The following is a 13,656-nucleotide window of genomic DNA, read 5'->3' on the forward strand; positions in this document are numbered from 1 at the left end:
TTTCACTTCTACACATGCCAACATTAATCTTATTCGACGACCCAATCCTTCGATTACAATTAAGCCCTCTTACACTTACCCGACCCATCGCCCAACTCCGTTGTGGGATCCTTACCCTGAGCGAAAAGTGGCAATTATGGCTTCAGAAGCCTGTATTTTACCTAACAGAAGCCTACCTACAAACCAAGTATCCCAGTGCTGACAGCGACGATCTACTGCTAATCAACGGGGCACTCTGTCCCGACGATGCCCTAACCCAGGCCCTTGGAGCCCTAAAAATGGAGCAACAACTGGTAGCGGCCGATGGCACCCTCCTAGCCTATAGAACCGCCTCAGCCAAGGGCTATGAGCGCCTAGAAGTCCGGCAGGATGCGGTGGTTTTTGAGGCACCTGTAACGGTAGTACGTAACCCATGGGACGTCTTTTTGCAAAACGGGGCTCAAATCGCCCTGGACTTTCGCAAAGTAACGGAAGGCCGTAAGAGCAGCATCATTTCCGACCCTTTTACGCATTGTTATAACCCCGAAAACATTTTTATTGAAGAGGGCGCCGTAATTAAAGCCGTAATATTGAATGCCGAAACTGGACCTATATACATCGGCAAGGATGCGCTGATTCAGGAGGGATCGACCATACAAGGGCCATTTGCCATAGGCAAAGGCAGCAGCCTTGCTCAAGGCACCAAAATAAGACCGAACACCAGTATAGGCCCCTATTCTAAAGTGGGCGGAGAGGTCAGCAATTCGGTTATTATTGGTTATAGCAACAAGGGGCACGACGGCTATTTGGGCAATTCTGTTTTGGGCGAATGGTGTAACCTAGGAGCGAATACCAATAATTCAAATTTAAAAAATGACCATAGCCCTGTAAAGCTCTATAGCTACAGAACCATGGCACTGGAAGATACCGGCATCGTCAACTGTGGGCTTATCATGGGCGACTATTCGAAGTCGGGCATATCTACCATGTTCAATACCGGAACCGTGGTAGGCGTCAATGTCAATGTCTATGGTGCGGGGTTTCAACCCAAGCACATCCCCTCTTTTAGCTGGGGTGGTGGGGCCGAAGGCTTTACCCCCTACCGGCTTCCCAAGGCCCTAGCCGTGGCTATCGATACCTGTAGCCGACGTCAGGTTAGTTTTGGAGACGAGGAGGAACAAATATTAACCCGTATCTTTGCCCTTTCCCAGCAGCAGAGTACCCAATCAGTGAACACCTAGTAACCAAGACTCCCAGTGTTATTTAAAGAGATCCCAGGACTTGAAAACATTAAAAAAACGCTTAAAAGGTCGGTAGAAACCAGCCATTTGGCTCATGCCCTGCTGTTCGACAGTACCGTTGGAGGCGCTGGGCTGGCCATGGGACTGGCATTTGCCACTTATATCAATTGTGAGAATAGGACTTCGGAAGATGCCTGTGGGGTATGCGCATCCTGTATCAAGATGAGTAAACTCATCCATCCCGACTTCCATTTTATATTCCCAGTGGCTGGCGCAAAAAAAAGCTCGGGTAATAACAGTGAATCGTTTTTGCCCTTATGGCGGTCGTTTTTGAGTGAGAACCCCTACCGGACCCTCCCCGAATGGCTCGATCATATTGGTGCAGACAATAAGCAGGGCAATATATCGGTAGAAGAGGCCCGAGGCGTGCTCCGTAAACTTTCTGTCAAATCCTATGAAGGGGAGTACAAGATACTCTTGATATGGAAGGCCGATATTATGAATGCCTCCTCGGCCAATGCTTTGCTAAAAATTCTGGAAGAGCCTCCTGCAAAAACCCTTTTTATACTCATTAGCGACCAATCCGATCGCCTGATAACCACGATTATCTCCCGTACTCAGCGCATCTACATTCCTGCCTTTGCCGATAGCGAGATAGAAGGCTACCTAGAAGGGCGTGGAGTGGCCAAAAACTTGGCCCATCAGATCACCTTCCTTAGCGATGGCAATCTTTCGCAGGCCATTAAGCAGGTAAACGAACAGCAAGACGACACCAGCAATTGGTTTGCCGACTGGATGAGGGCCTGTTACCGCTACGACCTAGAGGATTTGGTAAAACGAGCCGACCAGTTCGATACGATGAACAAAGAGCAACAAAAAGCCATGCTAGAATATGCTTTGCGCCTCTACCGCGATATGTTGCTATGGGCCCAAGGGGCCGGGGAACTATTACGTGTGCCAGAAAAGGAACTCACTTTTGTAAAAAACTTCTCCAAAGCCGTTTCATTTGATGGGCTCGGAAAAATGATAGATGAAATAAATAAGGCATATTTGCATATTGAACGCAACGTAAGGGCTAAAATGGTATTTTTGGACCTTTCCCTGACCGTTGCCCCCTATTTCAAAACGAAATGAAACCTGCTAATCCATTAGAAGTTATAGGTGCTACCGACTATGTAGACCTTCCTGAGCTAGGATGGTACTATGCTTCGGCGCGGATCGACTCTGGCGCTACCAGCTCTTCTATCCATTGCTCGAGTGTCAAACTGATACAAGAGGGGGAGACTCCCGTGTTAAAAGTGAAGCTAGACTCAAAACGGGGAGCACCGGAGCATTGCTTTACAACGAGCAATTTCAAGGAGACCGTCGTCAAGAACTCTTCGGGCCTTGCAGAAAAACGTTATGTTATCAAAACGGTGATCGAGCTGTTTGGCCGAAAGATCAGAACAGAATTTTCTTTGGCCAACCGTAAAAAGATGCGCTATCCTATACTTTTGGGTCGGAAATTATTGAAAGGTCGATTTATAATCGATGTCGCCCAGAAGGATCTGTCGGTCAAGAAAAAAGTAATCAATCAAAATCCTGAGCAGCAAACGCTCCACGACAAGCCAAGTGAATCTTTGCCGCCATCCTTAAAATAGACTAAAAAGATGAAAATCGCCGTATTATCTACCAACCCAGAACTTTACTCAACGAGGAGATTGGTAGAGGCAATAAAACAAAGAGGGCATGAAGCCGTAGTGATAGACCACCTTAAGTGCTTTGTGATGATAGAAGGGGGCAACCCTACCATCATCTACAAAGGCGAGCCGGTGGAACACCTCGACGCTATCATTCCTCGAATCGGGACTTCCGTAAATGCCTTCGGGTGCGCGGTCGTACGACAATTTGAACTAATGAAAGTCTTTTCGACCGTCAAGTCTCAGGCCATCTTACGGTCCAGAGATAAGCTACGGAGCATGCAGGTACTGGCAAAGGCCGGAATCGACGTACCCAAGACGGTATTTGCTAAAAATCCTTCGCAAGTTAACGAGCTTATCAAACAGGTGGGAGGCCCCCCGGTGATTATCAAGCTCCTAGAAGGCACCCAAGGTGTTGGGGTGGTTTTGGCAGAAAGTACCAAAGCAGCCAAGTCCACTATTGAGGCATTCTATGGCTTAAAGGCTAACTTTTTGATCCAGGAATTTATTGCCGAGTCGAAAGGAGCCGACATCCGGGCACTAGTCATAGGCAACCGGGTAGTGGCGGCCATGAAGCGGCAAGGACACGAAGGCGATTTCCGTTCCAACTTGCACAGAGGTGGCGAAGGCTTAGCCATTACACTGAGCCCCGAGGAAGAGGAGGCGGCCGTATCGGCAGCCAGGGCCTTGGGTATTAAAATAGCCGGTGTCGACTTGCTGCAGTCGGCAAGGGGACCCCTGGTGATGGAGGTCAACTCCTCTCCTGGCCTAAAAGGAATAGAGGGGATATCGAATATCGATGTAGCCTCTTTAATCGTGCAGTATATAGAAGATAAAATCATAACCGACGAAGGCGATACGGTTGGGGTGTAAGTAACGATATTTATGAAGCAAATAAGAATAGGAACGAGAGGGAGCAAACTAGCCTTGTGGCAGGCATACTATGTTCAGGATCGGCTACAAGCCCATGGTATGGAATCTGAAATTGTGATTATCGATACCAAAGGTGATCAAATACTGGATCGATCCCTGTCCAAAATAGGCAGTAAGGGGGTATTTACCGAAGAGCTAGAGGTGAAGCTAGGCAACGGGGACATCGACTTGGCCGTGCATAGCGCCAAAGACATGCAGTCGTCACTAGACGAGGCTTTCGAACTCATTGCTTTTACCCCTCGCGAAAAGACCAACGACGTATTACTAAGCAGCAATAAAGCGCTCAGTCTCGAATCGGGAGTGCCCTTCGTGATAGGAACCTCCTCCACCAGGCGGATCGCCACGTTAAAGAGCCTATACCCGCATATAAAAACCGTAGATATGCGTGGCAACCTGCAAACGAGAATCAAAAAAATGCAGGATGGCCAATGCGATGCTTTACTACTGGCCTATGCCGGGGTACATCGGATGGAATACGATGATCAGATTGCACAGGTATTGAGCTTGGACACCTTCACACCAGCCGTAGGCCAGGGAACCATCGCTATAGAATGTGCCGTAGCCCTCGAAAAAGAAAGAAAAACCAAGATCAAAGAAGCACTCAATGACCCCGCTACCGAGACCTGCCTAAAAACCGAACGTGCCTTCCTCAAAAAACTGGAGGGAGGTTGTAGCATTCCGGTATTTGGCTTGGCAACCCTATCCGGAAACCAGATTCATTTCCGTGCCGGCATCATCAATTTGTCGGGCAGGAAGTCTATCAGAATAGAGCGCCAAGGCCCTATGGATGCCCCAGAGGCCTTGGGCTTGGCCATGGCCGAGGAATTGCTGGAGGCCGGGGCTGAGGCCATATTGAAGGAGATCAAAGGCCAGCTATAAACACCTTACCCCCTGCTTGCACGATGCTAGGCCTATTGCATAAAGGCCTGCTCAGCCATAACCTACCTCCAGCAGCGGATAAGAATCCACGACTCCACCCTCATAAAAAAAAGCCCTAGACCGTGCTATACAGTCTAGGGCTTTTTTAGTTCAAATGACTACGACTCAATTGGTTTTGGTAGTCGCTGGAGTTTTGTCCGTTTTGGTATCGGAAGTAGTGGCTACTTTGCTTCTAGTGGTAGTACTAGGTGTGGGGGTAGACTCCGTATTGCCGGCACTCATACTTCCACCTTCACTCTTCTGATCGTCGTTATTAATCGATTTTTTCCGACGCGTTTTTTGCTCCACAAAATTCATTTTACCTAAACGATACGAGAAGTTCACGCGAATACCTCGGTTATACAAAAAGTTGTTATTCACCTGGGTAAAGGTACTCGACTCTATGCTCGTCTTCATATTGAAGCTAGGCGCCAGGAAATTCTCCATGGCCAGACCGATACTTCCACGCTTGTTAGCAAAGTCCTTCTTAACTCCTAAGTCGTACATTCTAAATCCAGTTTCATATCCCTGAAGCTGTACGTCTCTTCCGCGGCTAAAGGCCCCAGCCTGGATTCCCCAGCCTTTGTTGAGCGATACACTGGCCCGCAACCGGCCGCTGGTTACGAAACCTGAGTTGCTAGATGCAAGCGCCGGATCGGGGCTATTATTAGACAAGTCGGAATAGTAGGTATCAAAGCCCCCGCTGATCTGCAGTCGCTTGAAAAAGGTGATGTTACCAAAGATATTGACACCATAGTTTTTCTTATTACCAATATTGCCATAAGTTGTGGTAACCACCCCTTCGTCACTCGTCGTACGGATTTTCTCAATAGAATTGTTGGTAAACCTAGCGAAGGTTGACACATTGACGTACAAGGAGTTTTTAAAGAAACTGGTGCTCAATTCCACCTGATCGGTCAACTCAGGATCAAGCTCAGGATTACCAAAGCTTATATTGTTAGGATTGGAGGTATTTACGTTCGGGTTCAAGAATTGAATACCGGGACGTTGCAAACGACGGTTATAGCCCAACTTGATGGTCTGTCCCTTCCCTACCGTTTGAGAGATATTGATACTAGGAACTAGGTTGGCATAGGCCGGAATGTCTAGTTTACCAATTTCACCCTGAGTAGCATTGATGCCCGTATATTCATAACGCGCTCCCGCTTTTAAAGAGAACTTGCTCTTGGTCGTCAGGGTATAGGACAAATACCCCGCCGCTACATTCTGGTCGTAATTTAGGCTACTCGGTGACTCTGCCGTACCGATGGTATTATAATAATCATAATCACTCACTACCTGGCGGAAGATTCCCTTACCACCTACTTCTATCATTTGATTATCCTTAATAGGCGTTTGGTAGTCTACTTGAAGGGTGCTTTCTTGGTTAAAGCTGGCGTTATTATTACCCTGAGCACCTAGAAATTCTTTAAGCTGGGAGTTGTTGAGGCTATACAGGTCTGCATCATAATCGTTGGTCCTATTGTTCCGGCTAAACTGACCCGATATGCTAAACTCTTGCTGTGGCTTAGACAGGGTCTTGTAATAGTCTAGGTTAATATCCCAAGTCCCCGACTCATCTATCACATTCACATCGCGATAGTCGGTGGTAGTGGTGGTACCTATTCGCGTCAAGGTTGTCAGATCTTGGGTATTATTGAAGTTACGAACCCCGTACCGTACATTGGCCGACAAGGTTGTCTTAGCGTCTAGGTCGTAATCCCAACCCAAGTTATACGATCCAAAAGTAATTTTGTTTTTGGTATCGCTCATCTGAGAGATAGTAAAGTCAGATTCTTTACCGGTCTGCACATTTTCGGATTTGCCAGGCATATTGTACATAAACCTCCCAAAGCCTCCAAGGCTAAAGCCCATATTTCCTGAACGGTAGTTGCCGCGAAGGCCTACATTCGTCCCACGGTTTCCTACCCCGGTATTAAAGTCGAGGGTACCGCCTTGAATTCTACTTTTCTTAGTAACGATATTGATGATCCCCGCGGATCCTTCAGCGTCATAACGCGCCGATGGAGAAGTGATCACTTCTACCGACTTAATCATATCGGCCGGAATTTGCTTCAAGGCATCGGATACACTGGTGGCGATAATGGTAGAGGGCTTATTGTTGATCAGGACCCTAACGTTAGAATTCCCGCGAAGAGACACATTCCCGTCCAAGTCTACCGTAAGCATCGGCACTTTTTTCATGACATCGCTGGCATCTCCGCCCTTGCTGGTAATATCTTTTTCGGCGTTATAAACCAATCGATCTACTTTTTCTTCGATCATTTGGGCCATACCCACTACCTCAACCTCATTGAGCTGAACCACGTCGGGGGCCATCAGGATAGTACCTAGATCCAAATCGGTCTTTTTGTCGATATGAACCTTGTTAATCGTCTTATTTTTATAGCCGATAAAAGAAATAAGAATTTTAAAATCCCCACTTGCAACCTTGGTCATAGTAAACTCCCCTTTTTCATCGGTGGTAGTACCATCTATAGGGCGGTTGGACTTTAGGTCGATTAAGGATAAAGCTGCAAATTCTACAGGATTATTACTCACGGAATCCTTTAGTACTCCTTTTATTTTCCCGTTACCCTTTGGGCTATCTTCTGTCGTTCCCGGGATTACCGTTTCCCGATTCCTCAAGCGGCTGTCGTTGCCTCCACCTCCACTGCCTCCTCTTCCTCCACCTCCTGGGGGTTGCGACCATGCGTTAAAGCATATCAATGTGAGTGTAATGATGGCGGCTAATAGTTTTGATTTTTTCATAATGGCTTTAGATAAAGGACATAATTACAATTTCAAAGTAAATAGATTACTGGCGTAATTTTTTGCTAAATAGATATAGCTACCCACAGAATAGATCAATTTGGCGTTTGAACCGACGAAACCTAAATGACATCTATCAGCCATGCTAAGAGATAGACCAGAACAAGGTATAGGCAAATACCACTAGACTGTCGAGTATACCGCTATCCCGATCGATTCTTAGACATTAATTGCACTTTTTACGTTAAAATTGTATCATTAAGTTCAATACCCAAACGAATGACTGAAACAAGCCCATCCAAGAAATATCCCGCCTTTTTACTTCATATTTTGGGTTGGATATTCTTAGCTTTTCTAATGACTTGGCAGCCTCTAAGCTGGCAGATAGAGCTCCCTCACACCTTCTGGATCAAAGGCGTGGCGCAGTTTTGCCTGCTTATCGTGCTGTTTTACCTCAACTACTATCTGTTCTACCCGAAGTTCCTTGCCAAAAATAAGGTCCTGTACTTTATAGTATTGAATGTCCTGGCAGTGGTGGTTCTGGCCTATGCCATCGAGCAAGTCAAGATCTTGATCAACCATGGCGATTATATGGAGCGCGCCTTCCAGGCCGCTCGGGAATCTCCAGGACCTAAAAAGCCCAAGGACAAAATCGACACTTTCGCTTTGTTAACCGCCCTGATCATCATAGGAGTAAGCACCAGCATTGCGGCCGTCAGAAACGCCCAGTTGGACCGAGAGTTCCGTCAGGAATTAGAGCAGCAAAAGATAAAGTCGGAATTGAGTTTCCTAAAGGCCCAAATCAACCCGCACTTCTTTTTTAATACGCTCAACAATATTTATGCCCTCACTTTAATTGATGTAGAAGCGGCTCAAAAAGCCCTACACAAGTTATCGCGACTGATGCGCTATGTTCTTTATGAAACCCAAAGGGAAACCGTACGCCTTAGTGAGGAGATCGCCTTTGCCCAGGATTATATTCAGCTGATGCAGCTCAGGCTCACCGACAAGGTGCGGGTAACGCTAACGCCCCCAAGCGAGCTGGTAGATGTACCTATAGCGCCTATGCTCTTCCTTCCCTTTATAGAAAACGCCTTTAAGCACGGTGTGAGCGCTACAGACCCTAGCGAAATCGAAATAACGATATCACAAGAGCAAAACACCTTGCATGTGGAGGTGATCAATACGCTTTTTATAAAGAAGTCGGTTTCCCTGGACGGAAGTAACGGGATAGGCCTCACCAACACCCAACGCAGGCTGGACCTGCTGTATCCGGACCGATATCAACTAGAGGTAAAAGAAGACATTGCTAACAAAGCCTATGAAGTAAGACTTTCATTACAAACTATATGACACTCGTTTCTTGCATTGCCGTCGACGACGAACCGCTAGCCTTAGGGTTAGTCTGCTCGTTTATAGAAAAAACCCCTTTCTTAAAATTAGTTGGAAGATACTCCAGTGCAGTTGAAGCCCTGGAGGCCATCCATTCCCAGCCGATCGACCTCATTTTTTTAGATATCCAAATGCCCGATCTCACGGGGATCGAACTGGCCCGGGTGATCGATAAAAAAGAAGGGAAAACACCTAAGCTCATCTTCACCACTGCTTTCAACCATTTTGCCCTTGAAGGCTATAAGGTAGACGCTTTGGACTACCTATTAAAACCCTTCAATTATGAGGAGTTCCTAAGAGCGGCCACCAAGGCCCAGGCCTATATGGAGCTGGTGCACCGGGCTGCAGCTCCGCCCAGCCCTCAGGCGCCCACAGAGGAATACCTCTATTTAAAAGTGGAATACCAGATGTACAGGATCTTGTATGACGATATTTTGTATATGGAAGGTTTGAAGGATTATGTGAAAGTTCATTTAAAAAATGAGCCCAAACCCTTGCTCTCACTCACCAGCCTCAAATCGCTAGAGGATAAGCTCCCCGAAAGTAAGTTTATGCGTATCCACCGCTCCTATATCGTCAATCTGGACCAGATCAACGCCATCACTAAGAACAGCATACAAATCCAGGGGCAGACCATCCCGGTCAGCGAACAATATAAAGAAGCTTTCTCGCAGTTTCTGAGTAAGTGGCTCTAATGCGGCGCTTTTAATGCTGCTATGAAGTATCCTTTCCGATATCATCTCTCTATTGGACTCAACGTCCTGCTGTTGGGCTTTAACTTGCTGATGGGTTTTATCTACCGCGACAAACTCTACCAATACGTGGTTCGTGAAGGAGGGCAACACCAGATCGTGATGTATGGGAACTCGATAACGGCTCAGGGCAAGTGGGTAGAGCTCCTGGCCCGAACCGACGTACTGAATGCCAGCCTTCCCGGCCAGACGACCTATCATTTCTTGCAGGCCGTACAAGAACGGGTCATCGATAAAAAACCCAAAATATGTTTTGTAATGGGCGGTATCAACGACATTACCATTGGTGTGTCCCCTCAGAACCTTCAAAAGAATTATAAAGAACTGCTAGAGGCTTTGATGCGGGCGGGTATTACGCCCATCGTTTCGTTGACCTTATACGAGCAAAACGATGCAAATAGCAAACGGCAAGTAGACTTATTAAATCAATTTTTAATTTCCTATTGCCAGCAAGAGGGGATCCAGTATCTCAACCCGAACGAGTACCTTTCGGATAGTACCGGGCTTAAGGCAGCCTATGCCGTCGACAAAACGCATCTGAATGAGCGTGCTTATCGGCTATGGGCGGCAGAAATTCGGGAAGTCTTGCACCAGAATAAGCTATAATAAAAAATTGCCAATGGTCGGTGTCCCCACCAACCAACAAAATCCCCCGTCCCAAATTAAAATCAAAAAGGCCGTCTTCTTTCGAAAACGGCCCTTTTTGATTGGTTCTATCTTAATTAAGCATTCACTTGGTTCATCACCTCAGTTTGCTTACGAATAGATTCCATATGAACGAGTTTGAAAAGCTCATCAACCAAGTTTGGATAAAGGTTCATACTTTTACCCCAACCAGCACGAGTTTCCAATACTTCGCGGAAACGGTCTACCTGATAGGCCGCCACATTATTATCACGCTTGTATTCGGCAAGCTTTTCTACCAAAGCCATACGTGCAGCTAGGTTTTCTAGAAGCTCACGGTCTAGGTGATCTATTTTGCCACGCACCACTTCAAGTTGTGTTTGGTAATCGCTACCGTAAGAGCCTTTTCTTACGTGAAGCTCATGAAGCATTTCACCTAAGGCGGCTGGAGTCAACTGCTGGGCGGCATCGGACCAAGCCTTTTCGGGCTCCCGGTGCGACTCAATAATAAGACCATCGTACGAAAGGTCCATAGCACGCTGAGCCAATTCGAACAAATACGCACGCTTTCCTGCCATATGGCTAGGATCGCCGATCACTGGAAGCTCAGGGAACAAAGTTTTGAGCTCGATAGCGATATTCCACATCGGTGAGTTTCTAAACTTAGTCTCTTGCGCGTTGGAGAATCCACGGTGGATGGCTCCAATTTTTTTAACACCAGCCTGGTTAAGGCGCTCAAGGGCACCTACCCACAGTTGAAGATCGGGGTTAACAGGGTTTTTCACCAATACAGGGACGTCTACACCTTTCAAGGCATCGGCTAGTTCCTGAACGTTAAAGGGGTTAACGGTGGTACGAGCTCCTACCCATAGGATATCCACATCGTATTTCAGGGCAAGCTCGATATGCTGCGGAGTGGCTACTTCTACTGCCACAGGCAAACCTGTTTCTTTCTTCACTTTCTGCAACCAAGGCAATGCGGCTTCCCCCATTCCTTCAAAGCTACCGGGACGGGTCCGTGGCTTCCAAACTCCTGCACGTATCACGTGCGCAAATCCTTCTTGCTTGATCTGGCTTGCGGTTTCTAACATTTGTTCCTCGGTCTCTGCACTGCAAGGCCCGGCAATCACCAAAGGTTTACCCTCGGTATTAATCCAACTGCTTAGCGGTAGGATATCTAAAGAAGCATTCATATTCAAAAACTTGTCCTTAGTAAAAATAGAAAATTGTAATTTATCGATTCTTCATTATGTGCATTTCGGAGATTGGCGTACATTTGGCTCTACAAACAGCCCTCTTCCTCTATGACGAACTACTTTACTCATTCAACCTATTTGATTCCGGATTTCAACCATTTGAAAACTAACATTTAAAAGATGGCTCTTCCCACTCAAAAAGACCTTAATTCCGTTTCATTTGAAGACATTGCCGTCGCATTTGCCTCAAAATCAGACCAACAACTTCGTAAAACCTACTGGCTTTTCAAAATCATGAATAAGAGTAGGGCAGTAAATTTAGGCACTTTTTTCCTAAAGCTTGCACTAAAACTAAACTTACCTATAAAAAATCTTATTCGAAGCACTATTTTTGAACAATTCTGTGGAGGTGAGACCATTAGTGACTGCGAACAGACGATTACCCACTTAGGACAGGCCGGCATCGGCACCATCCTCGACTACTCCGTAGAAGGCGAAGAAACAGAAAGCTGCTATGACCTCACCCTTCAACAAATAATACTGACCATCGAAAAAGCGGCACATACCCCTCATGTTCCATTTGCCGTTTTTAAACTCAGTGGTATCGCCCCCACCGAACTTTTGGAGGCCTACCAGCGCGAAGAATCCCTGAATACTGCCGACCAAGCCGCCTTCGACAAGGTCGTTAGCCGGCTCGACACCCTATGTTCGTACGCATATCATCATGATGTGCGATTGTTTATAGATGCCGAAGAAAGCTGGATACAGGGAACTATCGACCAGCTGGCCAGCCGTATGATGGCCCAATATAACCGCAAGAAAGCCGTCGTATTCAATACCTATCAAATGTACCGGTCCGAATCCCTGCAAGGACTCAAATCGGCCTACCTAGCAGGAAGGGAACAGGGCTACCATATAGGGGCCAAACTCGTACGTGGAGCCTACATGGAGAAGGAGCGCCTAAGAGCGAGGGAAAATAATTACTCGAGTCCTATTCATGCCACCAAAGAGGCTACGGATATCGATTATAACGCGGCCATAGAATTCTGCCTCGAGCATTTGCAGTTTATGGCCATATGCATGGGCACCCATAACGAATACAGCTGCCAGTACTGCATCAGCCGAATGAAGAAAATTGGCCTCGAACTTGACGATGAGCGCATTTGGTTCGCTCAATTGCTCGGCATGAGCGACAACATTACCTACAACCTGGCCCAAGCGGGCTACAATACGGCCAAATATGTCCCCTATGGGCCCATAGCCTCCGTGATGCCTTATTTGATACGCCGAGCAAGGGAAAACACCGCCATGACTGGACAAAGCAGCAGAGAATACTTACTAACAAAAAATGAAATGGAAAGGCGAGGAATCAGTAGTTTGTAACTATTCTTCCTTAATTTAGCATCCTAATTAAATGATTCAAGGTCGCATACCGAATGAATAATTCTAAGAATCCTACCCCTTACTTACTACTTAGCGTATTACTGATCGTGATCGATCAGGCTTCCAAAATGCTAGTACATCATTATATGGAACCCGGTTTTTCTGGACAGATTCCCTTGATAGGTGATTGGCTTAAGCTCCATTACGTACTCAATCCTGGAATGGCCTTTGGCATGCAGCTGGGGCATGAATACGGCAAGTTATTCCTAACGCTCTTCCGATTAGTCGCCATGGTGGGCATCGGGTGGTACCTGGTCCATTTGGCCCGCACAGAAGCCCCCAAGGGCCTGCTTTGGGCGCTGTCTATGATATTGGCAGGCGCTGTAGGAAATGTCATCGACAGCACCTTCTATGGAGTTTTGTTGGACAACGCCCCTTATGGCTCTCCCACCCCTTGGTTTCATGGCCAGGTGATCGATATGATTTTTGTAGACTTTTGGGAAGGGTTTATCCCCGACTGGGTACCGCTATGGGGTGGACAATATTACTCCACGCCAATATTCAATATTGCCGACTCCTGCATATTCCTAGGAGTATGCAGTATCCTGATCTTTCAAAACCAGATGCAAGGCCAAAAGCCTGCTGAAAGCCCTACCGAGGCTCCAGCACAGGACCCGTCCTCGGACGAGTCCATGGACCAGCCTACCACCGAAGCTCCCGATACTACTGAGCCAGATCAGAAAGATGGGCCTACCAACGAAACGCCCAGGCAGGAATCATAATCCTG

At 46.9% G+C, this 13,656-nt stretch carries 12 protein-coding genes; 10 read left to right on the forward strand and 2 right to left on the reverse strand.

Annotated features, from left to right (window positions below; all coding sequences use genetic code 11):
• The first annotated feature begins 14 nt into the window (after window positions 1–14).
• The 5 genes from CLV98_RS12725 to hemC are packed head-to-tail and all read left to right on the forward strand — an operon-like array spanning window position 15 to window position 4,711.
• Entirely contained in the window at window positions 15–1,220 is a 1,206-nt protein-coding gene (locus CLV98_RS12725; RefSeq protein ID WP_109674721.1) for a putative sugar nucleotidyl transferase, read from the forward strand.
• 15 nt (window positions 1,221–1,235) lie between these two features.
• Window positions 1,236–2,354, forward strand: a complete 1,119-nt coding sequence (locus CLV98_RS12730; protein ID WP_109674722.1) for a DNA polymerase III subunit — start codon at window positions 1,236–1,238, stop codon at window positions 2,352–2,354.
• Complete coding sequence (locus tag CLV98_RS12735) at window positions 2,351–2,860, forward strand: ATP-dependent zinc protease family protein (RefSeq protein ID WP_109674723.1); 510 nt, start codon at window positions 2,351–2,353, stop codon at window positions 2,858–2,860. Before CLV98_RS12730 ends, CLV98_RS12735 begins: the two co-directional genes overlap by 4 nt.
• A 9-nt stretch (window positions 2,861–2,869) precedes the next feature.
• A complete protein-coding gene (gene rimK, locus CLV98_RS12740; RefSeq protein WP_109674724.1) occupies window positions 2,870–3,772 on the forward strand; it encodes a 30S ribosomal protein S6--L-glutamate ligase in 903 nt (300 codons plus the stop codon).
• Window positions 3,773–3,784: 12 nt separating this feature from the next.
• Complete coding sequence (gene hemC / locus CLV98_RS12745) at window positions 3,785–4,711, forward strand: hydroxymethylbilane synthase (RefSeq protein ID WP_109674725.1); 927 nt, start codon at window positions 3,785–3,787, stop codon at window positions 4,709–4,711.
• 165 nt (window positions 4,712–4,876) lie between these two features.
• On the opposite strand, the gene CLV98_RS12750 is transcribed toward hemC, so the two are convergent.
• Window positions 4,877–7,522 (reverse strand): TonB-dependent receptor, encoded by a 2,646-nt coding sequence (locus CLV98_RS12750; RefSeq protein ID WP_109674726.1) that lies wholly within the window; start codon window positions 7,520–7,522, stop codon window positions 4,877–4,879.
• Window positions 7,523–7,801: 279 nt separating this feature from the next.
• Here CLV98_RS12750 and CLV98_RS12755 point away from each other — a divergent pair, with 279 nt between their 5' ends.
• Genes CLV98_RS12755 through CLV98_RS12765 form a run of 3 tightly spaced genes read left to right on the forward strand, consistent with a single transcriptional unit; the run spans window position 7,802 to window position 10,272 of the window.
• Window positions 7,802–8,875: a sensor histidine kinase gene (locus CLV98_RS12755; RefSeq protein ID WP_109674727.1), complete on the forward strand. Its 1,074-nt coding sequence runs from the start codon at window positions 7,802–7,804 to the stop codon at window positions 8,873–8,875.
• A complete protein-coding gene (locus CLV98_RS12760; protein WP_109674728.1) occupies window positions 8,872–9,609 on the forward strand; it encodes a LytR/AlgR family response regulator transcription factor in 738 nt (245 codons plus the stop codon). The genes CLV98_RS12755 and CLV98_RS12760 overlap by 4 nt, the downstream gene beginning before the upstream one ends.
• Before the next feature lie 21 nt (window positions 9,610–9,630).
• The gene (locus CLV98_RS12765; protein ID WP_109674729.1) at window positions 9,631–10,272 is read left to right on the forward strand and encodes an SGNH/GDSL hydrolase family protein; all 642 of its coding nucleotides are present in this window, start codon (window positions 9,631–9,633) and stop codon (window positions 10,270–10,272) included.
• Window positions 10,273–10,388: 116 nt separating this feature from the next.
• Here CLV98_RS12765 and CLV98_RS12770 read toward each other — a convergent pair whose 3' ends face one another.
• A complete protein-coding gene (locus tag CLV98_RS12770; RefSeq protein WP_109674730.1) occupies window positions 10,389–11,483 on the reverse strand; it encodes a chorismate mutase in 1,095 nt (364 codons plus the stop codon).
• A gap of 183 nt (window positions 11,484–11,666) precedes the next feature.
• On the opposite strand from CLV98_RS12770, the gene CLV98_RS12775 reads away from it, so the two are divergent.
• Both CLV98_RS12775 and CLV98_RS12780 read left to right on the forward strand, forming a co-directional pair.
• The gene (locus CLV98_RS12775) at window positions 11,667–12,869 is read left to right on the forward strand and encodes a proline dehydrogenase family protein (protein ID WP_109674731.1); all 1,203 of its coding nucleotides are present in this window, start codon (window positions 11,667–11,669) and stop codon (window positions 12,867–12,869) included.
• A gap of 53 nt (window positions 12,870–12,922) precedes the next feature.
• Window positions 12,923–13,651 carry a lipoprotein signal peptidase gene (locus CLV98_RS12780; RefSeq protein ID WP_109674732.1) on the forward strand — a complete coding sequence of 243 codons (729 nt, stop codon included), beginning with the start codon at window positions 12,923–12,925 and terminating at the stop codon, window positions 13,649–13,651.
• The last annotated feature ends 5 nt before the right edge of the window (window positions 13,652–13,656 follow it).

The organism is Dyadobacter jejuensis, assembly GCF_003149085.1.
GTDB classification, from domain to species: Bacteria; Bacteroidota; Bacteroidia; order Cytophagales; family Spirosomataceae; genus Dyadobacter; species Dyadobacter jejuensis.